Origin of the sequence: Rhodococcus erythropolis R138 (assembly GCF_000696675.2) — a bacterium.
Taxonomy (GTDB): Bacteria; Actinomycetota; Actinomycetes; order Mycobacteriales; family Mycobacteriaceae; genus Rhodococcus_F; species Rhodococcus_F erythropolis.
Genome location: NZ_CP007255.1, coordinates 6,107,572 through 6,131,330 on the forward strand (window position 1 = coordinate 6,107,572; position 23,759 = coordinate 6,131,330).

General features: G+C 61.7%; 20 protein-coding genes. 5 read left to right on the forward strand and 15 right to left on the reverse strand.

Annotated features, from left to right (window positions below):
* Position 1: 1 nt before the first annotated feature.
* Together H351_RS28010 and H351_RS28015 are read right to left on the reverse strand one after the other, a co-directional pair.
* Positions 2-802, reverse strand: coding sequence for an ABC transporter permease (locus tag H351_RS28010; RefSeq protein ID WP_003945537.1), 801 nt, complete (start codon positions 800-802; stop codon positions 2-4).
* Entirely contained in the window at positions 799-1,755 is a 957-nt protein-coding gene (locus tag H351_RS28015) for a daunorubicin resistance protein DrrA family ABC transporter ATP-binding protein (RefSeq protein ID WP_003945489.1), read from the reverse strand. Before H351_RS28015 ends, H351_RS28010 begins: the two co-directional genes overlap by 4 nt.
* Before the next feature lie 44 nt (positions 1,756-1,799).
* On the opposite strand from H351_RS28015, the gene H351_RS28020 reads away from it, so the two are divergent.
* Positions 1,800-3,758 (forward strand): glycoside hydrolase family 71 protein, encoded by a 1,959-nt coding sequence (locus H351_RS28020; RefSeq protein ID WP_244891408.1) that lies wholly within the window; start codon positions 1,800-1,802, stop codon positions 3,756-3,758.
* Positions 3,759-3,791: 33 nt separating this feature from the next.
* Here the strand turns inward: H351_RS28020 and H351_RS28025 are convergent, their stop codons facing one another.
* From H351_RS28025 to H351_RS28050, 6 genes are all read right to left on the reverse strand, one after another.
* A complete protein-coding gene (locus tag H351_RS28025) occupies positions 3,792-5,252 on the reverse strand; it encodes an MFS transporter (RefSeq protein WP_021342838.1) in 1,461 nt (486 codons plus the stop codon).
* Entirely contained in the window at positions 5,249-6,097 is an 849-nt protein-coding gene (locus H351_RS28030) for a mycofactocin-coupled SDR family oxidoreductase (RefSeq protein ID WP_003945658.1), read from the reverse strand. Before H351_RS28030 ends, H351_RS28025 begins: the two co-directional genes overlap by 4 nt.
* Positions 6,098-6,200: 103 nt before the next feature.
* Positions 6,201-7,394, reverse strand: a complete 1,194-nt coding sequence (gene acmB / locus H351_RS28035; RefSeq protein WP_037119184.1) for a methyl acetate hydrolase AcmB — start codon at positions 7,392-7,394, stop codon at positions 6,201-6,203.
* Positions 7,395-7,520: 126 nt separating this feature from the next.
* Entirely contained in the window at positions 7,521-7,931 is a 411-nt protein-coding gene (locus H351_RS28040; RefSeq protein ID WP_003945857.1) for a VOC family protein, read from the reverse strand.
* Positions 7,932-8,065: 134 nt separating this feature from the next.
* Positions 8,066-9,067 (reverse strand): AraC family transcriptional regulator, encoded by a 1,002-nt coding sequence (locus H351_RS28045; protein ID WP_029254445.1) that lies wholly within the window; start codon positions 9,065-9,067, stop codon positions 8,066-8,068.
* A gap of 54 nt (positions 9,068-9,121) precedes the next feature.
* Positions 9,122-9,664 (reverse strand): GNAT family N-acetyltransferase, encoded by a 543-nt coding sequence (locus H351_RS28050; RefSeq protein WP_029254444.1) that lies wholly within the window; start codon positions 9,662-9,664, stop codon positions 9,122-9,124.
* 85 nt (positions 9,665-9,749) lie between these two features.
* Between H351_RS28050 and H351_RS28055 the strand changes: the two genes are divergently transcribed.
* The gene (locus H351_RS28055; protein WP_029254443.1) at positions 9,750-11,054 is read left to right on the forward strand and encodes an HNH endonuclease signature motif containing protein; all 1,305 of its coding nucleotides are present in this window, start codon (positions 9,750-9,752) and stop codon (positions 11,052-11,054) included.
* A 107-nt stretch (positions 11,055-11,161) separates the two neighbouring features.
* Here the strand turns inward: H351_RS28055 and H351_RS28060 are convergent, their stop codons facing one another.
* From H351_RS28060 to H351_RS28085, 6 genes are all read right to left on the reverse strand, one after another.
* Positions 11,162-12,331 carry a lipid-transfer protein gene (locus H351_RS28060; RefSeq protein ID WP_003945661.1) on the reverse strand — a complete coding sequence of 390 codons (1,170 nt, stop codon included), beginning with the start codon at positions 12,329-12,331 and terminating at the stop codon, positions 11,162-11,164.
* Positions 12,328-12,768 carry a MaoC family dehydratase gene (locus H351_RS28065; protein WP_020968404.1) on the reverse strand — a complete coding sequence of 147 codons (441 nt, stop codon included), beginning with the start codon at positions 12,766-12,768 and terminating at the stop codon, positions 12,328-12,330. The genes H351_RS28060 and H351_RS28065 overlap by 4 nt, the downstream gene beginning before the upstream one ends.
* A gap of 2 nt (positions 12,769-12,770) precedes the next feature.
* Positions 12,771-13,781, reverse strand: a complete 1,011-nt coding sequence (locus H351_RS28070) for a bifunctional MaoC family dehydratase N-terminal/OB-fold nucleic acid binding domain-containing protein (RefSeq protein WP_024487736.1) — start codon at positions 13,779-13,781, stop codon at positions 12,771-12,773.
* A gap of 7 nt (positions 13,782-13,788) precedes the next feature.
* Positions 13,789-14,940, reverse strand: coding sequence for an acyl-CoA dehydrogenase family protein (locus tag H351_RS28075; protein WP_020968402.1), 1,152 nt, complete (start codon positions 14,938-14,940; stop codon positions 13,789-13,791).
* The gene (locus H351_RS28080; protein ID WP_020968401.1) at positions 14,925-15,965 is read right to left on the reverse strand and encodes an acyl-CoA dehydrogenase family protein; all 1,041 of its coding nucleotides are present in this window, start codon (positions 15,963-15,965) and stop codon (positions 14,925-14,927) included. Before H351_RS28080 ends, H351_RS28075 begins: the two co-directional genes overlap by 16 nt.
* 83 nt (positions 15,966-16,048) lie before the next feature.
* The gene (locus tag H351_RS28085; protein ID WP_029254442.1) at positions 16,049-18,211 is read right to left on the reverse strand and encodes an acyl-CoA dehydrogenase family protein; all 2,163 of its coding nucleotides are present in this window, start codon (positions 18,209-18,211) and stop codon (positions 16,049-16,051) included.
* Positions 18,212-18,305: 94 nt separating this feature from the next.
* Here H351_RS28085 and kstR point away from each other — a divergent pair, with 94 nt between their 5' ends.
* Positions 18,306-18,944: a cholesterol catabolism transcriptional regulator KstR gene (gene kstR, locus H351_RS28090; protein ID WP_003945752.1), complete on the forward strand. Its 639-nt coding sequence runs from the start codon at positions 18,306-18,308 to the stop codon at positions 18,942-18,944.
* Between the two features lie 87 nt (positions 18,945-19,031).
* Positions 19,032-21,572, forward strand: a complete 2,541-nt coding sequence (gene otsB / locus H351_RS28095) for a trehalose-phosphatase (protein WP_019746851.1) — start codon at positions 19,032-19,034, stop codon at positions 21,570-21,572.
* A gap of 3 nt (positions 21,573-21,575) precedes the next feature.
* Here the strand turns inward: otsB and H351_RS28100 are convergent, their stop codons facing one another.
* Positions 21,576-22,664 (reverse strand): LacI family DNA-binding transcriptional regulator, encoded by a 1,089-nt coding sequence (locus H351_RS28100; RefSeq protein WP_007733995.1) that lies wholly within the window; start codon positions 22,662-22,664, stop codon positions 21,576-21,578.
* 139 nt (positions 22,665-22,803) lie between these two features.
* Here H351_RS28100 and H351_RS28105 point away from each other — a divergent pair, with 139 nt between their 5' ends.
* Entirely contained in the window at positions 22,804-23,754 is a 951-nt protein-coding gene (locus H351_RS28105; protein ID WP_019746850.1) for a metal ABC transporter solute-binding protein, Zn/Mn family, read from the forward strand.
* Positions 23,755-23,759 lie beyond the last annotated feature (5 nt).

Consider the following 23,759-nt stretch of genomic DNA (forward strand, 5'->3'; position numbering starts at 1 on the left):
GTCAGCGGCTGACTGCCTTCTGATACCGGCGAATAGCGAACGGCACGAAGACGATCAGCAAACCGAAAGTCCACAACAGCGACGCGATGACCGGATTCTGCAGTGGCCACGCATCCGGAACCGTCATCGCAGGATTGGTATTGCCGAACAGTTCACGCACCGCCTGAGTCACCGCCGACACAGGATTCCACTCGGCGATCACTTTGAGCGGGCCGGGAAGATTGGTGGTCTCGACAAAAGTGTTCGCGATGAACGACAGCGGAAAGATGACGATGAAACTCGCGTTGTTGAACACTTCCGGCGTGCGGATCCAAAGCCCGACAACAGCCATGACCCATGACAATGCGTATGCGAAGAACAGAAGCAGCGCATACCCGGCCACCGCCTCGAGGAAGCTGGAATGGATGCGCCACCCCACCAGAAGACCGGTCAACGACATGACCACCAAGCTGATGACGTTGATCAACACGTCACTCGATGTTCGGCCGGTCAGCACGGCAGACGGGGCCATGGGCAGCGATCGAAATCTGTCGATGATTCCTTTCTGAATGTCTTCGACCATCCCCAAACCAGTCCAGGTTGCACCGAATATGACCGTCTGCGTGAAGATTCCGGCGATCAGGAACTCTCGATACGACGTGCCCGGGACGGAGATCGCGCTGCCGAACACGTATGCGAACAAGAGCACGAACATGATCGGCGACAAAGTGGTGAACACCAGCAGATCCGGAACGCGTTTGATCTTGATCAAGTTTCGCCTGGCGATGGTCAAACCGTCTTCGAGCGCCATCTGCACGGTCATTTCTGATCCTCCAGTTCAGCCTGGTGCCCGGTCAGTGTGAGAAAGACATCGTCGAGAGTGGGCCGGCGCAGACCGACGTCGAACACCCGGATGCCTCGTGCCGACAGGAGATTCAACGCTGCGACCAACGCATCGGTGCCGTCGTCGACAGGAACGGTGACGCGACGGACATTCTCTTGAACCTGAATGTCCCCCACGGCAAGCGAGCGCAATTCCTCGCGGACGATGTCGAGATGCTCGACCTCGTGCACACTCAGTTCGATGCGCTCACCCCCGACCCGAGCCTTCAGCTGATCTGCAGTACCGCGCGCGATGACCGAGCCGCGGTCGATGACGGCGATCTGGTCGGCCAACCTCTCGGCTTCCTCCATGTATTGCGTCGTGAGCAACAGTGTTGTCCCCTGCGCCACCAACCCTTCGATGACATCCCAGAGGCCGAGTCGCGCACGAGGATCGAGGCCGGTGGTCGGCTCGTCCAGAAACAACACCTGCGGCCGAGCAACCAATGCGCCGGCCAGATCGAGACGTCGCCGCATTCCGCCGGAATAGCCCTTGACCGGCCGATCTCCAGCCTCGACGAGATCGAACTGCTCGAGCAATTCACGCGCTCGGGCCTTACTGCTTCGGGCGCCGAGGTGATACAGCCTCCCGACCATGTCCAAGTTCTCATAGCCCGTCAGGTACTCGTCGACCGCGGCATACTGACCCGAAGCACCGATCTTGGATCGCAACGCCCGCGCATCCTCGACCACGTCCAGCCCGGCAACCTTGGCGCGTCCACCGTCCGGAATGAGCAGCGTCGTGAATATCCTTACCGCAGTGGTTTTTCCGGCGCCGTTGGGGCCCAACAGGGCCATCACCGAACCCTCGCGCACTTCCAGGTCGATGCCGTCCAATGCCGTGACGTCGCCGTACTTCTTGACCAGCCCCTCGGCCACAATCGCTTCGGTCATGAGCCCTCCCGCATCGGTAATCCGTCGGTAGTCCGTTCCCCAGTGTGACCCAGGAGGCCGACACATTCCAGGAAATTTCGTCAGTTGTCCGGCTGCAATCACCTCCCTGGTTTCGCCGGTGCCTTTCGGCCACGAGGTACGGAACAGACCACACGTCCCAGTCCTGTCCAATACAGCCGATAAATTTCACCGACCTTTCGACGGATATATACCGGAAAGAAAAACCCGAAATTCTTGAACAAAGACCGCTTTCAGGTATTCATGATGAACGCGGCAGCGTTACACTCGTACAGCAAGTGACACTCGGGCCGGTGACGGTTGACTTATGGTGTCGAATCTCGAATTACAAATCAGACAGAGGCCGAAAAGAATTGAATCACCGATTCAGTGCACGCGGGGAAGACTCACACTTCGGGGGATCGAGAAAGGCTGACTGTGCCATGAGTATCAGAACTCGATACATCCGAACTCCGTGGATCCGAAAAACGGCGAAATATTCCTTCGAGACCATCTGCTTCACCCTGGCCGTGATTGTCGCGGCCGCACTGATCGCCGCGTACAACACACAACCGCGCTCCGCGCCGACGTACACGCTTACCTCGTTCTCGGCGAATCCTGAATCTGCAGCGCTGCCATTCGACATTCCACCCAAGTCAGCACTGAACGGAAAGTTGGTTTTCGCTCACTACTTCCCGCCCTATCCGGTTTCGATCGACAATGCGAATCCGTCTGGCGATTACTATGCGACACAATATCTTACGGTCAACGGCGAGAACAACAAACACGTTCGCTACGGGGGATTCCTCCGCGATCGGCCGACACCGCGGCAACCCATCGCCGATACGCAGTGGCGCCAACGCGACCTCGAAAACGAAGTTCGTTCGGCAATCGCCGCGGGCATCGACGGATTCTCCGTCGACATCATCGCCAAGGCAACCGACACCAGTTGGTGGGGTTCCACCGTGCCCACCGCCCTGATCAAAGCGGCCGCAGCAGTCGATCCGAATTTCAAGATCATGCTCATGCCTGATATGAACGGCGCGTTCAAAAACATGACCGCAGCTCAAATGGCAGCAGAGATGAAACCGTATTCGACCATGGCATCATCGTTCAAATTGAACGACGGACGGCTCGTGATATCTCCATTCCTTGCCGAAAACAAGACAGCGGGCTGGTGGTCGGAGTTCATCACTCTTATGAAGAATTCTTACGGCATAAATGTGGCATTTGTTCCGGTTTTCCTCGACGCTGCAGCCAACCGGAATTCTTTTGCATCGATCAGCTACGGGATGTCGAATTGGGGTAATCGAAATCCGGCAGGAAATCCGCTCTCGGGATCGAACCCGAACTCTCCGATGGGACTTGCCGCTGCCGCTCACTCCTTGGGAAAGATATGGATGCAACCAGTCGCCTTCCAAGATGTTCGTCCAAGTCAGTCGATCTACGACGAGGCACAGAATTCACAGAATCTGCAGAACATGTGGCAGATTGCGATTGCGTCCAACAGCGAATGGGTACAGCTCGTCACCTGGAACGACTACAGCGAGGGAACGTCGTTCGCGCCCAGCGTCGGCCATGGGCGTGCGTTGCTCGACATGAGTTCCTACGGGTTGTACAGCTTTCGCACCGGCGCCTCACCCGCGATTGTTCGCGACACCGCGTATCTCATCTACCGCAATCAGTCGGCCTCCGCGGTCCCCGTCAATCGCTCTGCTGCCCCTATGACACTGCGCCAATGGTCATCCCCCGCTCGCGATACCGTCGAAGTCCTTTCCTTCTTGACGGCGCCGGCGGTCGTCAAAGTGACGGTGGGAACCACGACAACTACCTGCAATGCCCCGGCCGGGATGAGCAGCTGCATCGCCCCGTTGAAAGTAGGTTCCATCAAGGCTTCTGTCGTTCGCGGCACTACCGAGGTGTCCCGGGTGAGTTCGCACGCTGCCGTAACGGCAACCCCGTACAACCAGAATCTCGAGTACCTGGTTGATTCCAGTCGAAGATAACGGTGACGACGAAGATCGGGTGTGTCCGTCGACTCACCCGATCTTCGTTGCGCCATCGGTTTCGGCTGCAATTGGTAGCTCGGGCAGCGATACCGCCCCCGTCCGCTCCACCTTCACTGCCAACGTCACAGCGGCGGCCAGTGCTGATACGCCCGCTCCGATCCAGTACAAAACCGCGAACGAATGCAGGGTCGGCACAGCGCTCGCACCGATCACCACCGTTGAACTGGCCAATACCGCTGCCGCAACGGCGCTTCCGGTGGAGGTACCGACCGAACGGAGCAGGCTGTTGAATCCGTTGGCCGAGGCAGTCTGATGGATCGGCGCAGATTCGGTGATCAGAGTCGGCATGGCCGCCAGGGAAAATGCCACACCGGCCGATACCACGGCAGCGCCGATCACGATATTGACCAACGTCGGCGCCAACAGCACACGCAAGACATATCCGATTGCAATGACGATCGCACCCGACGCCAACGTAGCCTTCGCTCCCCATCGCCTCGTCACTTTCGACGACACCGGCGCCAATCCGATCATCAGGACTCCGCCCGGCATCATCGCCAGTCCGGCTTCGGCAGCCGAGAGTCCGAGACCGTCCGCCGACGCCAGGGGCAACTGAAGTTCCTGCGTTGCCGCCAACGCGCTGATGAACATGGCAAAACCGAGTAATACTGCGCAGACGTTCGAAACCAGAATCGGAGCGCGAAGGGAAGTCCGCAGATCGACCAGTGGTGCCGGCGTGTGCAGTTCCCACGGAATCCATCCACAGAGCAAGACCACGCCGGACGCGATCAGAACCAGAACCTCGGGGCTTGCCCAGCCCCATTCGGTTCCTTTCGAAACGGCCAGCAGCAGTGCAGTCATAGCGAGTGTGAGGACCGTGGCCCCCAGAAAGTCGAAGCGTCCGCGACTCTTCACCGCCGATTCCGGCACCACCAGCGGCAAGACGACTATCAGTACTACCCCGAATCCACCGGTGACCCAGAAAAGCGCGGGTAGTCCCCAGTGCGCCGAGATCACCCCAGCCATCGGCATACCGAACATGCCACCGATCCCCAACGTCGCACTCATGAGAGCTACTGCACCACTGAGCTTTTCCGGAGGAAGGACATCGCGCATGATGCTGATTCCGACGGGCAGAAGTGCCGTCGCGAACCCCTGCAACGAGCGCCCGAGGATCAGTAACCAGAAACTCTGGCTGAGCGCAGCAACCATGCAGCCGACGATCATCACGGCAAGACAGACGAGCATCATCGCGCGCTTGCCGAACATGTCGGCGAGTCTGCCGATGAGAGGGGTTGCGACGGCACCGGTCAGCAACGTCGAGGTCACCAGCCAGGAAGCGGTGGACGACGATACTCCCGATGCCGTCGCGAACGCAGGCAGGACCGGCACCACCAAGGTCTGTTGCAGCGCGACCACCACACCGCTCAGACTCAGGACGCCGACGACCCACCCGGTCCGCGCTTTCGCGCGAACAGTCTTGTCCGTCAAGCGTTCGAGCGAGCGGCTACTCCGGCGTCGACAGGAACCACGATGCCACTCATGTGGGCACTCGCGTCGGCGGCGAGGAACAGGACTACTCGCGTGATCTCGAAGGGATCCAGCCAACCGACCGGCTGCGCATGCAGAGTCGCGTACACGGGTTCGACGTCGTCTGCCGTCGGCGATTCGAGGTCAGGCCGCATCATTGCGTACATCATGTCGTTGTGAATCATCGGCGTCGAGATATTCCCCGGCGCAATAGCATTCACGGTCACACCCGAGTTGGCCAGTTCGAGCGACACACTCTTCGTCAAACCGATGACGCCCCATTTGGAGGCGCCGTACGCCGCCATCTGGGTGCCACCTGATCGACCCATCATCGAGGAAATCGTGATGATGCGACCGTAACCACGTTCCGCCATTCCACCTGACACGGCCGCAACGGTGTTGAACACACCGGTCAGGTTCGACGAGATGACTTCGTTCCACTGTGCCGACGTCATCGACGTGATCGGAGCGGGCACGGACACACCGGCATTCGCGACGGCGATGTCGACACGGCCGAACTCGGCTTCAGCGCGGGCAACGAGCGCGTCCATTGCGTCGCGATCAGCAGTGTCCGCCTTGACGGCAATGCACCGACGACCGGTGGCTTCCACCAAACGAACGGTTTCCTTCAGATCCTCCTCGTTTGCGAGGGGGTAGGCGACGACATCACTGTTCTCGCACCGGTCGCAGATCACGATGTCCGCGCCACGCTCCGCGAATGCGACAGCGTGGGCGCGCCCCTGACCGCGCGCGGCGCCGGTGATCAGTGCAACTTTTCCTTCGAAGCTGCCTTCGAGGCTGTTCATGCCGTCTCCTAGTTCGTCGTATGCAAGCGTGCGCTGTACTGCATGCGTACTCCGAACCCGCCCGAAAGAAACAGTCGATCCCGGACAGCGGGAATCCAGCCGATCACTGGTAAACGGCGGTCTCGAATTCCAGGTATCCGTTGATGGATCCAGCGTCCGCGAACGGCAGAATCTGCGTTGCCCAGAACCCGCCGACGCCGGTCTGCCGGTCGATCCAGTAATAGAGGTTGGCAAGACCCGCCCAAGCCAGCGATCCGGCCGGCCTACCGGTGGGTGCCACCTCTTCATTTGTCATGAAGGAGTATGCCCATCCCTTGGGTACACCGGGGAAGAATTCCGCATCGTTGGACAGCGTCGGGAGAACTCCGGGCAACAACCCCACGTGCTGGCCTTCGAGCCCGTTCTGAACGGCTGCAGCTACCGTCTCCGGCGACAACACGCGACCGGATGTGCCCGCGCCGTCGTTGAGCCACATACGAATGAACTTCATGTAGTCGCCGACAGTGCCGTGCAAACCGTGACCACCCATGTGCACCTCGGGTTCGGCCGGAAGCTCGAATCCGATGAGCGGAGTGAGGCTTCCGTCGCTATCACGCTGATGGATCGGCGCAAGTCGATCCTTCATCGACGGGCTCATCGTGAATGCCGTATCGGCCATCTCGAGAGGTTCGAAGATGCGCTCACGCATGACATCGCCGAGTCGCTGACCTCGAATCGACTCGACGACCTGTCCGGCCCAGTCGATGTTGGTGCCGTACTCCCATTTCTCACCCGGGTCGAAGAGCAGCGGTGTCGTGAGCGCCGCTTTGCTACACGTGATCACGCTGGGCTGCCCATGTTCCTGCGAGAGCCGGTTGTACGACTCGTTGAAGAAGTCGTAGCCGAACCCTGCAGTGTGAAGGAGCAGCATGCGAGTGGTGATGTCGCGCTTGGGTTCCCGAAGAACGGGGTTTCCACCGGCGTCGAAACCGTCCAGGACCTTCAGCTCACCGATGTCGGGAACATAGGTCGCTGCAGGTGCATCGAGATCGAGCAACCCCTCCTCCACACATTGCAAGACAGCGGTACCGGTGATCGCCTTGGTGGTGGAGAAGAGCGCAAAGGTTGTATCGAAGGTCATCGGAACGCCGGAAGCGAGAGTCCGCTCGCCCGCAGCACCCTCGTAGATGTTGCCTTCTCGATCCGTGATCATCGCGACAACACCCGGGACGCGATCAGCCCCCTGAGTTGCTCGCGCCAGCACGTCGTCGAGGCGCTGCTTCGAAAGGGGCTTCCGCGCAATATCTTCGATCGTCACTGCATTTCTCCATCCGACTTGCAACTTGTCTTGTCGAACAGAATGTAACGGCGATCACACACCCGGCTCTGCCTCGAAACGGCAGGAAAACTGTCTCGTTTCGGCAGAACCGGGCAGAGTCTGGAGTCAGCTCTGGGGCGCTCCGATATTCACCAGCCAGGAAATACCGAATTTGTCTGTACAGGCGCCGAATTCGTCGCCCCACATCTGCTTCTCGAGCGGAACGCTGACGGTACCCGTTCCCGACAGTTGCTCCCAGTACCCGCGCAGCACATCGCCGTCGTCGCCGCTGAGGCTGACCGTGATGTTGTCGCCGGGGTTGTACGGCATGCCTGGCGGAGTGTCAGCACCCATCAGGGTGTATCCCTGATCGGTTTCGAGCATTCCGTGCATGATCTTGTCCCCGCCTTCGCCGGGATTGCCGAATTCACCGAACGTGCTCAGCGCCAGCGTGCCACCGAAAATGCCCTTGTAGAACTCCAACGCTTCACGCGCGTTACCGTTGAAACTGATGTACGGATTGAGTCGAGTTGCCATGACGTACTCCTAGCTCGTGGGATTGCTGTCACGTTCGATTTCAATCCTTGCAGAACGCTCCGACACGAAACAACGGATCATCGCAGTTCATCGAGTGCGTAAACCGATCGTCATGACCGTTCAAACAACCGTCCTCAGAGTGGGTTCCGAGTCTCGGAAGGCAACTCTCCGAACCGTTTCCGGTAGGCGGCCGCAAACATGCCCAGATTGACGTAGCCCCAGGCGTTTGCGATTTCGGAGACGGTTCTCCCCTCGGAACGCAACAATTCGCTGCGTACCCCCTCCAGTCGACGCGCGCGCAATCGTTGCCCCGGCGTGGTGTCTCGGTACCGCCGAAATCCCGCAGTGAGCGCCCGGACACTGACACCCACCGCAGCGGCGATCTCGGACGCCGTCGGCACCGAGCGCGCAAAGGTATCGATGTACTCCTCCGCCGATCGCACGTATGCCGGTTCGGCGGAGGCGACGTCGGCGCCGAGTTGCATCCCGGCCTGCGTCGCCCACTCGTCGAGAAGCTGAGCCGTGATGAGTTCTTGAACCCTGGCGCCCAGCCTTTCACTCGACATCGCGTCAGGCGACTCTGCAATCGCGCAAACGACGTAGTCCATCAATGCGAGCCAACTCGAGCCACGCCCGCCGATGGTGCACTTGTGCCGCCACAGCCGATCGTCGGGAACCGCCCCGTACCACTGCTGGGCGTGGTCGGCGACAAGCTGATGCGGCACAGTGAGATTCAGCTGCAGATGATCCTCGTCGAATTCGACGAAATAGTCGGTCCGACTACAGTCGGCGACAAAAGTCTCCCCCACGGCAGTATTTGCCGCAGCTCCCCGGCCAAGGGCATGTCGGCCGTTGCCTCTGATCGTCGTCAGAACCAGAATGTTTCCGGCCTCAGGAGAACATTCACCGACAGAGACCGGAATGCCGTAGCAGAATCGGGTGACGTCGATCTTGCCCACCGCCGCCGAGTACATGTCCGAAGCCGGCTTCAACCGACTTCCTATCGGCGTGACCGTATACGGCATGTAGATGTTGTCGGACCATTCCTTGATGCGGTCCCAGTCCCGAGAAAAGGCCTGGTGATGCTGCATGGTGGGCCGGCCGGCCGCGTCGATGAGCAGGGCATCCTCGAACATGGTTCGAGTATCGCACCAGGGCCTGGGAAGGTCACGAAAGTGAGCCGACGCGGTCTATGGCTGTACGGCGGCAGGTCGTGTTGCAGCAAAAAGCAGCGAATCCACCGCGGTCCCCCGGATCACCATGTGCGCCCTCATCCGCCCCTCCTCCACCATCCCGATTTTGGTGAGCACCGACGCCGACGCCGAGTTCTCCGGACGACACGTTGCCTGCACGCGCTGTGCTCCAAGGCGAGCGAAGGCGAGTCCCAGGACCGCGCTCCCTGCCTCGGATGCATAACCTCGTCCTTGGGACTTCGGGTTCACGACAAAACCGAGTTCCGCCCGCCGGTGCGCGGCGGATACTTCCCACACAGCTACGGAACCGATGACCGTTCCATCAGCCTTCGACGTGATGGCCAGGGTGAACGTGCGACGTTCGACGAGCTCAGCTTCGAGTGCCGCGTCAGCCAGGAATGCCCTGGTCACCGCGGGGGTGTTCGGCCCCCAATCAACATATCTACAGACGGCAGGGTCGGACGCGTACTGATGGACGGCATCTTCATCCGCGGCAGTGAAATCTCGAAGAACAAGGCGTTCCGTAGTCAACATGAACATCCAGCGATCCTAGAGCGAGCCCAAAAGCACCCCTTGACTCGAACGCATGTTCGAGTATTCTCTGAGTAGGGGATCGGGGGATTCAATGAGTGTCTATCTGTCGGACGTGGTTTCGGGTTCTGCGGTGGGGTTGCGCGGACGCCTGTGGCAGTTGTCTGCTTCTGAGTTGCGTGCGGCTGCGGTGTCGGCGAGTGCGGAGATTCTGCGGCTCGAGGCTGTGCGTGTGGCGGTGGTGGACGAACTCTCGATGCGCCCGGATGATCAGGTGATCGCGAGCCGCGGGGTGGGGTGCTGGTTGGCGGCGAACACGATGCTGCAGGTTCGGGACGGGAAGAAGATCGCCGCGTTGGGTGCGGCGCTACGACCGTTTCCGGCGGTGACTGCCCGGTTCGATGTCGGGGACTGCTCGTTCGAGCATGCCGTGTTGATCGTGGCGTTCTGCGAATCACCACCGAAGGGGATGCCGGACGAAGCGCTACCGAAGTGCATCGACCTGTTGTTGGCTGCCGCGTCCGGGGTGGAGGCCACGACCACGAAGGTGCGGAACGTGATCGCGACCTTGGAGCGAGTGTTCGAATCCGATGAGATTCCACCCGCCGAAGATAACGACCGGAACGAGTTGCGGATCGCGTCGACATTGAACGGTCGGGTGGTGGTGCGCGGCGATTTCGACGCCCTCACCGGAGAAATGTTGTTGTCGGCGTTGTCGAATCTGACGATGCCCACCCCCGCTCCGGATGGAACCCCCGATGCTCGGTCGGCAGCGAAACGCACTGCGGATGGGTTCACCGAACTGATCCGCCGGTACTTGGACTGCGCCAAGACCGGTTTCGATGGTGGTCAGCGTCCGCACGTGAACGTGCACATCAACGCCCGCGATCTCGCGGAGCATCGGGACTGCGCCGCCGCACCCGCTGCTCCTGATGGTGGAGTGGCTGTGTCGGATCTCGATGTCGGGCACATGCCCTGGCTCGGACCACTGTCCGTCTCGCAGACCAGACTCCTCGGTTGTGATTGTTTCCTCTCGACCGTGCTGCTCGACGATCACGGGGCGCCGCTCGATGCGAAACCCGGGAAACGGTTGGTCACCGCGGAGCAGCGAGTGGCGTTGATCGCGAGAGACAAAGGCTGCGCCTTCCCCGGCTGCACATGCGTGCCCGCGTGGACCGATGCGCACCATATTCGGCACTGGGCGAACGGTGGCCCGACGGTGATGAACAACCTTGTCCTGCTGTGCCGTTCACATCACCGGCTGATGCACCGCAAATCCGGGTTCGTCGGGAAATGGGAAATCCGCATCGGCGTCGACAACAAACCCTGGTTCATCCCACCACCCTCGATCGACCCCGGGCAGCACCCCCGGCCGGCGAACACCACCTTCAAAACCTGAGGTAGTACTCCTCGGGCACAACAGAACACGGCCCAGCACCGCATCGAAGGAGACCTCGATGCGGTGCCAACAGGCCATGACGCTTGATGAAGCTGTGCCCACAACGATCAGCGAGTCAGAACAAGCCCTGATGTCGGAACGCCCGTTCCCGCAGTCACCAGTACATTCTCGACGGAGTCGACCTGGTTGACCGAAGTACCGCGGATCTGCCGAACTCCCTCGGCGATACCGTTCATCCCGTGGATGTATGCCTCGCCGAGCTGCCCACCATGGGTGTTGATCGGAAGCTTGCCTCCGAGTTCGATTGCGCCACCGGCGATGAAGTCCTTGGCCTCTCCCCTACCGCAGAAACCGAGTTCCTCGAGCTGCATCAGAACATAGGGCGTGAAGTGGTCGTAGAAGATCGCCGTCTGCATGTCCGACGGGCGCAGCCCACTTTGTGACCAGAGTTGATCGCCGACAAGGCCCATCTCCGGTAGGCCGGTCAAACCGTCGCGGTAATAGCTGGTCATGATGTATTGATCTGCCCCGCTGCCCTGTGCGGCGGCAGCGATAACGGCAGGGGTGTTCTTCAGATCTTTGGCTCGTTCTGCCGAGGTGACGACGATGGCGATGCCGCCGTCGGATTCCTGGCAGCAATCGAGGAGATGCAAAGGTTCAGCGATGAATCGCGAGTTCTGATGGTCCTCGAGGGTGATCGGTTTTCCGTAGAAGAACGCCTTCGGATTGGTGGCTGCATGCTTACGGTCCGCGACGGCGATTCGACCGAAGTCCTCGCTGGACGCTCCGTATACGTGCATGTACCGCTGCGCGACCATCGCGACAAACGATGCGGGAGTACCCAATCCGTGAGGATAGGAAAAGGCGTTGTCCGTTCCCGACGAATTGACCTGCGCAACAAGGCCGGAGTTCACCTGCCCGAAACGCGCACCCGATCGCTCGTTGAACGCGCGGTAAGCGACGACGACGTCTGCGACGCCAGTGGCAACCGCCATGGCCGCTTGCTGAATCGTCGCCGCAGCGGCACCGCCACCGTAGTGAATACGACTGAAGAACTTGAGGTTCGGGATACCCACCGAACGAGCCACTGCCACTTCGGTGTTAGTGTCCATGGTGAACGAGGTAAGACCGTCGACGTCGGCGGGTGTCAGACCGGCGTCGTCCAACGCGGCTTGAACAGCCTCGGCGGCCAGTCGCAGTTCACTGCGACCGGAGTCCTTCGAGAAATCCGTGGCTCCGATTCCGACGATCGCGGCCTTGCCGGACAATGCGCTCATTCAATGTCTCCGTTTTCAATGTCTCCATTCGAGCCCGACGCCGGAAATGCCAGTGTGACCTGCGCAGTGATGTGATCTCCCAGACTGTTCTTGCCGACCACCGCGAGCGAAACGAGATCCTCGTCGTAGGAGGTCACCGTGCCGGAGAGCGTCAAAGTGTCGTAGGCGTACCACGGGACCCCGAGGCGCAGCTTGATCGACGTGAGTACTGCCCGCGGTCCTGCCCAGTCGGTCACGAATCGCTGCACCAGGCCGGTGTCCGTGAGGATGTTGACAAAAATGTCTTTCGAGCCGCGTTTCTGTGCGAGATCACGGTCGTGGTGAACATCTTGAAAGTCGCGGGTAGCGAGCGCTGCCGAGACCACAAAGGTCGGGTCGCCGTAAATCGAGAGCTGCGGAAGAACCTCTCCTACAGTGATATCCGTCGTCAAAGTCATCGTCACTCCTTCCCCGCTGAAACCGCAGGAACCGCCGAAACCTCAGAAGCCCCAACCGGCTGCCAGGCGTACAAAGTCCAGGGAGTTCCCCCGGTCTCGTCGTCTCCGGGGAAGTCGAGGTAGATCGCCTCCACCTCCATTCCGATCGACACACTCGAGGGATCGACGCCGCGCAATTCGCCGAGCATTCGCACACCCTCAGGCAGTTCAACCAGGGCAACGACGAACGGCAACGACCGACCAGGAACCTTGGGCGCGTGGTGAACGACAAAACTGAAGACCGTTCCCCGCCCTGACGCGACCACGTAGTCGGTCTGCTCCGACTTGTCCTTCCAGATCGCGGGCACGGGTGGGTGCTGCACCGAACCATCCGCACGCAGTTGAATACGCAACTCGTGTGCGGCGACACCGTCCCAGAAGAACTGTGTGTCGAGAGACGCCGTCGGGCGCAGCATCCGAGATGCGTCCAGGTCCGCAGGTACGTCAGTGGAGGGACGCTCACTTTCCGGCGGCGCGAACTTCAAGATCCGGAACATCATCTCCGAGACCAGTTCTTCGCCTACCCGCCAGAAGCTGCGGGTAGTGAAGAACCACCCTTCACCAAGACCTGTCTTCTTCGGTCCCACTACGTCTTCCAACACCGAAGAGATGGTGACTTCTTCACCCGGCTTCAAATAGCGGTGGTAGATCTGATCGCAGTTGGTCGCGACGACGGACGTGAATCCGGCCTCGTCGAGAATGTCCGTCATCCGGCCCAACGGATCGTCGGCTTCTCGAATTGCCCCCAGACCGCGCATCGTCCATACCTGCGCCATCGCCGGCGGCGCGACTATTCCGTCGTGTCCGGCGGCGCGGGCGGCCGATTCGTCGACGTAGATCGGGTTCTCGTCACCGATCGCCTCGACCCAGTTGCGGATCATCGGCAAGTTCACGGGGTCCCGGCCGGCGCGAGGAGCGCTTGGCCCGTCCTCTCGAACCCGCTCGGCAGCAGTGAGAATGGGATCTGACACGATTTGTTTCCTATCTCGGAACGCGGGGAAGCTTCAGGCCGGCGGTAGCGATCAATTCGCGCATCACCTCGTTGACTCCACCGCCGAAGGTGATCACCAGGTTGCGCTTGATCTGCATGTCCAGCCACTCCATGAGATCAGCCGTTTCGGGATCGATCGGATTTCCGTACCGTCCGACGATCTCTTCCGCGAGTCGACCGACTCGCTGGATGCGTTCGGTGGCAAATACTTTGGTTGCCGAAGCGTCGGCAATGTCCACCGACTCCGAATCACTCGATGCCACTTGCCAGTTGAGCAGTTCGTTGAGGCGATACGTCGCGTGAATCTCGCCGAGCGCGCGTCGTACGTCAACGTGATCAAGCAGGTTTTCACGCTTGGCCCAATCGAAGACGTGGTCGTAAATCCCTGCGACGCGACCTGCCGGACCGAGCATGACGCGTTCGTGGTTGAGCTGCGTCGTGATCAGGCGCCAACCCTGATTCTCTTCACCCACAAGCATGTTCGCCGGAACGCGAACGTCCTCGTAGTAGGTGGCATTGACGTGATGCGCACCGTCGCAAGTGATGATCGGGGTCCAGGTGTAGCCGGGATCTTTGGTATCCATGATCAGGATGGAGATGCCGCGGTGCCGCGAATCGGCAGACCCGGTTCGCACGGCGAGCCACACGTAATCGGCGTCATGCCCGCCGGTGGTGAAAATCTTCTGACCGTTGACGACGTACTCGTCACCGTTTCGTGTCGCCGAAGTACGCAGGGCTGCAAGGTCGGTGCCGGCTTCCGGTTCGGTGTAGCCGATCGCGAAGTGCACTTCACCGGCGAGGATCGCGGGCAGGAATTTCTGCTTCTGCTCCTCGCTGCCGTACTTCTGCAGAGTCGGACCGACGGTCTGCAACGTCACCGAAGGCAGTGGGACATCCGCCCGCACAGCCTCGTTGACAAAAATCTGCTGCTCGACTTCACCGAACCCACGTCCGCCGTACTCCACCGGCCAACCGACGCCGAGCCAACCGTCCTTGCCCATACGACGGATGACCTCACGATAGGTAGGGCCATGCCGCTCCACACGCATGATCTTGGCCTCCTCGGGCGAGATCAGCGTCGAGAAGTAGCGTCGAAGTTCAGCTTGCAATGCGCGCTGACTGTCGGTCAGATCGATGAACACCGGGCCCCCACGAGGTCGAGTCGCTGCGAAGCGCCGCCGAGCAGGCGCGCCAAGTCTTTTGCAGTCGAGTAGTAACGATGAAGCGGATACGTGACGTCGACGCCCAGACCGCCGTGCAGGTGGTGAAGCACCTGCATCGTGGCGGGTACTTCCTGGGCGATCCAGTACGCCATGACGTCGAGGTCCGACTGAGCATCCAGGCCCTCCGACACGCGCCAGGACGCCGACAACGCCGCGACGTGAAGAGTCCGCGAGGTGACATAGGCGTCGGCGATCTGCTGTGAGACCGCCTGGAACGTGGCCAGCGGCTTGCCGAATTGCTCGCGTGAGCCGACATGTGCCGCAGTGAGATCGACGGCACCGGACACCAAACCGTCTGCAACGGCTCCGATACTCGCCGTAGCGATCCGGTACAGCGTCTGGACGGCTTCCTCGCCGGCACCGAGAAGTTCACCGACTGCCTCGTCCATCGTGACTGCGAACTCCGGACTGCCGGACGCGCTGGGTGTCGGCGTCAATGCGACGCCGGCGGCGGTCGGATCGACGAGCACGACTCCGGCGTCGGTTGGCACAAGAATTCTGTGTGCGCTCGCCGCGAAAGGCACGGCAAGCACCGTCCCGCTGACGCGATACCAGTCGCCCGACTGATGGGCGGTGGTCGACGGTTGCGCCGGGAACTGCTGACCCGGCTCACCGAGCGCCGCGGTGAACACCCGTCCGGCGCTGACTCCGGTGAGCAATTCGTCCTGCTGAGCGTCGGTCCCCAGAGCGACTATGGGGAGTACGCCGAAGCCGAGGGTTGCGAGAGCCGGAATGGGAGCGGCGGCCCGGCCGACCTCGACGAGAAGAGAGCCGACGTCGGTGACCGAGAGGCCCTCACCGCCCAGACGCTCGGGCAATGCCAACGTGAGCAGATCGGCTTCGGCGAATGCCGCCCAGAGCGCGTCCGGCTCCAGTTCGCGGGCAAGGAGCGCGGTAGCCACCTCGGCTACCGCCTCCTGGGTTTCATCGGGAGTGAAGTCCACGCTGGCAATCCTGTCTCTGATGTAGAACGTGTTCTAGTTGTATCACCAACGTGGACATTTCTAAAGGCCTCTACTCACGCCGTCTAATCACGGGGCAGACCCAGAATTCTCTCCGCGGCGACGGTCAACAGAATCTGCGTGGTTCCGCCGGCAATCGACAGGCATCGCGTGTTGAGGAACTCACGCGAGAGCGGACCCTCCACCCATCCGGCTGGGCCACCCAATTCCATGGCGAACTCTGCGACATTCTGACGCTGGCGCACACCCACCAGCTTGCGGACGCTCGACGCCGGGCCCGGATCCTGACCATCCAATTGCCGCAGTGTCGTGCGCAATTCCAGCAACGAGCCCACCATGGCGGTTCCGATCAGCCCACCGAGCTTGTCTGCAACCACAGGATCGGGATCGCCCGCCAGCTCGAGCAATTCCTCCATTGCACCGCCGAGCGAAGAGCCCCCGCTCATCGCGACTCGCTCGTTGGCGAGGGTCGTTCGGGCCAGTTTCCAGCCTCCGCCGAGCTGGCCGACGACGCAGTCGTCCGGCACGAAGACGTCGTCGAGGAAGACTTCGTTGAAGAGCGCGTCGCCGGTGATCTCACGCAGCGGCGAGATCCGAATCCCGGCTGTCTTCATGTCGAGAAGGAAGTACGTGATGCCCTTGTGCTTGGGAACCTCGCGATCGGTTCTGGCGAGGCAGATGGCCCAGTCAGCTTCACGCGCAAGCGAAGTCCAGACTTTCTGGCCGTTCAGCTTCCAACCGCCGTCGACCTTCTCCGCGGTCGTACGCAGCGCGGCAAGATCCGAACCTGCGCCAGGTTCACTGAAGAGCTGACACCAGGTGATCTCACCCTTGAGCGTCGGTGTCGCAAATCTTTCGATCTGCTCCGCACTGCCGTGCTCGAGGATGGTGGGAACTGCCCACCACCCGATCACGAGATCGGGCCGGCCGATACCGACGGCCGCCAACTCTTCCTCGATCAAAATCTGTTGCGCGGCCTTGGCGCCCCGGCCGTACGGCTTCGGCCAGTGCGGCGCAAGGTAGCCCGATTCGGCCAACGCGTTGCGCTGTTCGGATTCGGGCAGCGCCACCAATTGCGCTACCTCTTCGCGAATGTCGGACCGGTCGGATTCCAGCTCACTCAAGTCGATCTGAAGGTGACGCCGTGCGCCGCCGATCGTCAATTCCGCGACGCGGGCGCGCCAGCGGGACGATCCACCCAGAATCTGCCGGAGCGACAATGCTCGACGAAGGTAGAAGTGCGCCTCGTGCTCCCAGGTGAATCCGATGCCGCCGAGCACTTGAATGCAGTCTTTTGCCGTGTCGACAGCGGCGTCCAGAGACACCGCGGCCGCCACCGCCGCCGCGATCGGAAGTTCGTCGCCCGACTCGGCAGCGACCGCACCGTCCCAGGCGACAGCTCCGGCATTTTCCACTCGGCACAGCATTTCGGCACAGATATGTTTGATCGCCTGGAACGAACCGATGGGTTTTCCGAATTGTTCGCGAATCTTCGCGTACTCCACCGCAGTACGCAGACTCCACGCCGCAATTCCGGCAGCTTCGGCAGCCCCAAGTACCGCCGCTAGATCGGAAACCGATCCTGGCGCAATGTCATCGAGGATTCGGTCGGCGTCGACCGTCACTCGGTCGAAGGAGACTCGTGCCAGTGGTCGCGACTTGTCGATCGTGTCGACCGCTTCGTAGGTCACACCTTCGCCGTCTCCGTCGACGAGAGCCCAGACGACACGCGAGCCTTCACCTTCCGACACCACGCCCGCCGACACGAGGACCGATACGCCCGAGTCTCCACCCCAGGCGTAACCTCCTTCGCCATGAAGCTCGATGCCGCCGGACGCATTCGCCGTTGCCGCAACTGGACTTTCGTCCAATACGACGGCACACGGCAACGCACCGTCGGCGAGCATTTCGGACCAGCGCTTGGCAGCGGGCGACGAACTACGCCCAACCACCAGAGCTGCAAGCGCAGTCGTGAGAACAGGACCCGGCACGAGTTCGATTGCCGCCTGCTCGAGCATTGCTGCGAGATCGACGATTTCGGCTCCGGCTCCGCCTACCGATTCAGGAACGGCGACCGAAAATATCCCGAGAGACGCGAACTCGGACCATTTCTCCCGCCACGAAACTGCTGGTCCACGGCGTACCATGTCCATCGGCGTGGCCGAGCGAGCCCAGGCCTCTATCGATTCCTGGACCGCCCGCTGTTCATCGGTCGTGGCGATTGTCACAACTGGTTCCCGCCTCTCGATAAGTGACACAATTGTTTAGAACGTGTTCTAATATGACACCTGGCCAAGAGTCAAGGCGCGAAGGAATTTGTCGATGACCACAACATCCCGATCCCGCTCCAACGCGGTTGCTTCTGCAACGCTCGGGGACGACGATCTCAGCTCCAACGCGCAACGTGAACGCCGCAAGCGGATTCTCGACGCAACCCTCGCCCTGGCGTCCAAGGGTGGCTACGAGGCTGTTCAAATGCGCGCCGTGGCCGAGCGCGCCGACGTCGCAGTCGGAACGCTCTATCGCTACTTCCCGTCCAAGGTTCACCTGCTGGTGTCCGCTCTGGCACGCGAATTCGAGAAGATCGATTCCAAGGGCAAGATCCCACCCGGAACCAGCCCGCTCGAGCGGATGCAGCTGATCCTCAGCCTCATCACCCGCGCGATGCAGCGCGATCCGCTCCTCACCGAAGCCATGACTCGCGCGTTCATGTTCGCCGACGCCTCCGCAGCGGCAGAGGTCGATCAGGTGGGCCAGTTGATGGACCGCCTCTTCGCACGAGCGATGACCGAAGAGGAGCCGACCGAAGAGCAGTTGGCAATCGCGCGCGTGATCTCCGATGTGTGGCTGTCCAATTTGGTGGCCTGGCTCACGCGACGTTCTTCGGCTACCGATGTCGCCAATCGACTGGAATTGACGGTTGAACTGCTGCTCGGTGACGGAACTCGGAAACCCGAATAGACATCCTTTGTCGCATCTGTCATTTTTGCACTGATCTGGCAGAAACGTATCGAGCCAGGAGTCGCTGCATCACCTAGATTTGAAGAGGTGAGCGCACAAGATCTGTCCATCGAACTCCGCCGAGCGCTGTCGGGCGTGGCACGCACGCCGCGTCTGCTCGTAGCCTCCGACTACGACGGGACGATGGCACCCATAGTCGCCAACCCGGACAAGGCGTATCCCCGCGCGGAAACGGTGCGTGCGCTCCGCTCCCTCGCCAGCCTGGCGTCGACGACTGCCGCCGTGATCTCGGGCCGCGCCCTCAAGGATCTGGCGGCGCTGTCCCGGCTTCCCGCCGAAGTGCAATTGGTCGGCAGCCACGGCTCCGAGTTCGACATCGGATTCGTTCACGCGATCGACGCCGACGCCAGGAAACTGCTCGACGAGATCGTCACCGAGTTGGGCCGAATCGCCGCCGACACCCCCGGCGCAACTGTGGAGAAGAAGCCGGCCAGCGTCGCCTTGCACGTACGCAACACCAGCGCCGACGACGCCGAGAAGGCGCTCATCGCCGTTCGCACCGAATCGGCCCTCTGGCCGGGTGTTCAGGTCACCGAGGGTAAGTCGGTGGTCGAGTTGGCGGTCATCGCCACCGACAAGGGCCACGCACTCGACTTGATCCGCCATCAGGACGGCGCTACCGCTGCCGTCTTCATCGGGGACGACGTCACCGATGAAAAGGCGTTCAGCAGGCTGCAGGGGCCGGACATCGGAATCAAGGTCGGCAGCGGGGACACCGTCGCCGACTATCGCGTCGACAGCACCGAGGATGTCGCTGCCGCTCTGGCATTCCTGCTCGACGAGCGTCGTACGTGGCTTTCCGGTGCCGACGCTCCGCCCATCGAGCGACTCTCGATGCTCGCCAGTCCGCGCACCGTCGCTTTGGTGACCCCGGATGCGACGCTGACCTGGTTGTGCCACCCGGAACCGGATTCCGCGGCGGTCTTCGCGCACCTTCTCGGCGGAACCGGGGCAGGGCACTTCTCGGTCGGGCCTCGCCGCACAGCCTTGCCGCTGAGCCAGAAGTACATCGACAGCACGATGACCGTTCAGACCCGCTGGGCGAGCCTGTCCGTCACCGACTACCTCCCCCACGACGTCCCGCAGGGACGAACCGACCTGACCCGCATCATTTCCGGTCAGGCAGACGCGATCGTCTCGTTTGCACCCCGTCCCGAGTTCGGCCAGGGTCAGGTCACGCTCGAGGTCGTCGACGAGGGCATTCGGGTCCTCGGCACCAACGAGCCGTACGTGCTCCGCTCCCCTGGTGTGCTGTGGAACATCGCCACCGACGGAAACCAGCAGACTGCCCACGCCATCGTCGAGCCGTCCAAGGGTGACGTCGTACTCGAATTGCGCTGTGGAACAGAAGAACTCGGCCCTTCCGAAGTTCCGGAACTCGAGCGTCGAGCGACTTCGGAGGCGTACTGGTCCGATTGGGCCAAGACGCTCGAACTGCCGAAGCTGAAGCCGGACTTGATGAAACGCTCTGCGTTGACCTTGCGCGGGCTGGTTCATGCCGATTCCGGTTCCATCATGGCCGCCGCCACAACATCCCTGCCGGAAGAGATCGGCGGAGTCCGCAACTGGGACTACCGCTACTGCTGGTTGCGCGACGCCGCCCTCACCGCAACAGCTCTCGTGAGCGTCGGATCCACCGACGAAGCCGAGAACTACCTCGACTGGGTCCACCGCGTGCTCGAAACGCTGCCGGGACCCGAGCGCCTGCACCCCCTCTACACGCTCTACGGGACTTCGCTACCGCCAGAGGCCGTCATCGATTCACTTCCCGGATACGCCGGCTCCAGGCCGGTCCGCGTCGGAAACGCCGCGAATCAGCAGGTTCAACTGGACGTGTTCGGCCCGATCGTCGAGCTGATCGTCGAACTGGCGAATGCACGCGAAAAGGCCGGTGCTCCCGATCCTTTGAGTGATCGCGACTGGGAACTGGTGTGCGCCATGGTCGAAGCAGTGCAGCGGCGCTGGTTCGAACCGGACCACGGCATCTGGGAAATTCGCGACAACCCGCGCCACCACGTCTATTCCAAGGTGATGGGTTGGGTCACCGTCGACCGCGCCGTCGATCTTGCTACTCGCTTTTCTCGCGAGGCTCTGCCCGAGTGGGCGGAACTGCGTGACCAGATCGCCGACGAAGTACGACACAAAGGCTGGAAGGACGACGTCCAGTCGTACACCGCGGCCTACGACGGTACCGATCTCGACGCCGCTACTCTGCACATCGGACTGTCGGGACTGATCGATCCGACGGATCCGCGCTTTGCAGCGACCGTCGTAGCCACCGAGGCTGAACTACGCAGCGGCTCAACGGTATACCGATACCATCACGACGACGGTCTGCCCGGCATCGAAGGCGGGTTCCACCTCTGCGCCGCCTGGCTCGTCGAGGCCTACCTGCTGATCGGACAACGCCTGCAAGCAGAGGCACTGTTCGATCAGTTGGTCGCGGCAGCGGGTCCTACCGGACTACTCGCGGAGGAGTACGACCCCATCGCGGAACGCTCGCTGGGCAACCATCCCCAGGCGTACAGCCATCTGGGATTGTTGCGCTGCGCCCAACTCCTGGCGTGAGCGCTACCCCTTGATCCGACCTGATGTTCGCCCGGCCAGCAGTTCGGTGTCGAGCATCTCGACTATCGGAACGCCGGATCCAGACGGCGACATCAGGAGCGCACCGGCGCGCCGGCCCTTCTCTTCCTGGGGCTGGCGCACCGTTGTCAGTGATTCGCGCAGCGCCTCGTCGACGCCGTCGAATCCGGTGATCGACAGTTGGCCAGGTACATCGATGCCCTGCCAGCGCGCCCAGTCCAAGGCGCCGAGAGCCAGCACGTCGGTGGTGCAGACCAGTGCGGTGATCTCGGGGTTGGTCGCGAGAGCTTCCGCCGCCGCCGAGTGCCCGGACTGCGATGTGTGGACGTACCGCTCGATCACCGTGAGTGAGAGTGGGTCCATGTCGGACGCCACCATCGCGTCGCGCACTCCTTCGATCCGCTCACGCTGGACGTGGAAGTGCGGGGACTTGAGTCGTTCCTGGCTGACCACGCCGTCCATCCGGTCGCGCCCCAGCCTCATGCAGAGCACGCCGATGTCGCGGTGGCCCAGCCCGATGAGGTAATCGGCGACCTTGCGCATGGCAGCGCGGTCGTCGATGCCCACGAGGGATGCACCGGGAATCTCGCGCGGCTGGTCACACACGACGATCGGAATGTGACGCTCGAGCACGGCAGCGAGATACGGATCGTCGTCGGCCACGGAGTAGACGACAAAGCCGTCGACGCCCGCCTGCTGGACCACGGCTGCAGCATCCACCTCGTCGCGGCCGGGCCCGGCCGGGATGAGCAGCAAGCCCTGGCCGGCGTCCTCACACGATTCCGAGAGACCGGCGAGGAAGCTCATGGCGGCCGGGTCGCGGAACGAATAACTGAGTGCTTCGGTGAGCAGGAGACCGACGGCACCGGCTTTGCGAGTTCGCAAGGAGCGGGCGACCGGATCGGGTCCGGGATATCCGCGTCGCTTGGCCGCTTGGAGCACTCGATCCCGCAGCTCGACGGAGAGCTGATCGGGTCGGTTGTACGCGTTCGAGACTGTAGTTCTCGACACATTGAGCTCGGCGGCAAGCGACGCCAAAGTGGCTTGACGGCGTGGCTGACGGGACCGGGGCATAAACGGACGTTAGCCGTAGTGCCCGCAGACGGCGCGTTGGGGCTGAACCGAAGGTGAACTACCAGCGACTATGCGCTAATGTGTAACGGTAACGGTTTCCAATAGCATTTAGCCCAGCCTTTGTTCAGGAGAAAAGCACGTGCGTTCGTCGTCGAAATTCCGCACCGCCACCGCCCTCGCGGCCGTCTCGGTCGCCGCAGCATTCGCGCTCACCGCGTGCAGCTCCAGCTCGTCGAAAGACGAAGGCATCACCGTCGTCGCATCGACGAACGTGTGGGGCGACGTCGCGCAGGCCGTCGCCGGCGACAAGCTGACCGTGACGTCGATCATCAACGAGCCATCCGCGGACCCGCACTCGTTCGAGGCGACTCCCGCCGATGCCGCCAAGATCACCGACGCATCGCTTGTCGTCTACAACGGCGGCGGCTACGACCAGTTCATCACCGACGTCCTCGACGCGGGCAAGGGTGAGCAGAAGACGGTCAACGCCTACAACCTGCTCGACGGTGGCATCCACGCCGGCGAAACCGCGGGCGAATCGCATGACGGTCACACCCACGGCGCAGTCAACGAACACGTCTGGTTCGACATTCCGACCGTCGACGCCGTCGCACATTCGGTTGCCGATCAGCTGAGCGCTCTCGATCCGGACAACGCGGCGACCTACGAGGACAACGCGAAGGCATACAGCCAGAAGCTCGCCGGCGTCACAGCGATCACCGATTCCATCGCCGCTGCCCACGCGGGCGCACCGGTGGCGCAGACCGAGCCGATCGCGCACTACCTCCTGGTCGCAGCTGAACTGAAGGACGCAACTCCCGAAGAGTTCACCAGTGCCATCGAAGACGGCAACGATCCGTCACCGGCCGCAATCGCCGCAACGCGCCAGCTCCTCTCGGAGAAGCAGGCCCGCGCACTGGTCTACAACATCCAGACGCAGGACAAAGTGACCCAGGACATGCGCACCACAGCCGAAACCGCCGGAGTGCCCGTCGTCGAGGTTACGGAGACTCTCCCCGAGGGCCTGGACTACATTCAGTGGCAGACGCAGACCGCGGAGTCGCTCGCAAACGCCCTCTCTGCCCAGTAATTATT

What these genes read in the sequence shown, in the direction of transcription:
- H351_RS28030 (WP_003945658.1), bottom strand. Translation starts at nt 6,097, where the DNA reads ATGAACAGCCTCGAAGGCAGCTTCGAAGGAAAAGTTGCACTGATCACC.
- H351_RS28010 (WP_003945537.1), bottom strand. Translation starts at nt 802, where the DNA reads ATGACCGTGCAGATGGCGCTCGAAGACGGTTTGACCATCGCCAGGCGA.
- H351_RS28045 (WP_029254445.1), bottom strand. Translation starts at nt 9,067, where the DNA reads ATGTTCGAGGATGCCCTGCTCATCGACGCGGCCGGCCGGCCCACCATG.
- H351_RS28015 (WP_003945489.1), bottom strand. Translation starts at nt 1,755, where the DNA reads ATGACCGAAGCGATTGTGGCCGAGGGGCTGGTCAAGAAGTACGGCGAC.
- H351_RS28050 (WP_029254444.1), bottom strand. Translation starts at nt 9,664, where the DNA reads ATGTTCATGTTGACTACGGAACGCCTTGTTCTTCGAGATTTCACTGCC.
- H351_RS28040 (WP_003945857.1), bottom strand. Translation starts at nt 7,931, where the DNA reads ATGGCAACTCGACTCAATCCGTACATCAGTTTCAACGGTAACGCGCGT.
- H351_RS28100 (WP_007733995.1), bottom strand. Translation starts at nt 22,664, where the DNA reads ATGCCCCGGTCCCGTCAGCCACGCCGTCAAGCCACTTTGGCGTCGCTT.
- H351_RS28065 (WP_020968404.1), bottom strand. Translation starts at nt 12,768, where the DNA reads ATGACTTTGACGACGGATATCACTGTAGGAGAGGTTCTTCCGCAGCTC.
- H351_RS28055 (WP_029254443.1), top strand. Translation starts at nt 9,750, where the DNA reads ATGAGTGTCTATCTGTCGGACGTGGTTTCGGGTTCTGCGGTGGGGTTG.
- H351_RS28060 (WP_003945661.1), bottom strand. Translation starts at nt 12,331, where the DNA reads ATGAGCGCATTGTCCGGCAAGGCCGCGATCGTCGGAATCGGAGCCACG.
- kstR (WP_003945752.1), top strand. Translation starts at nt 18,306, where the DNA reads ATGACCACAACATCCCGATCCCGCTCCAACGCGGTTGCTTCTGCAACG.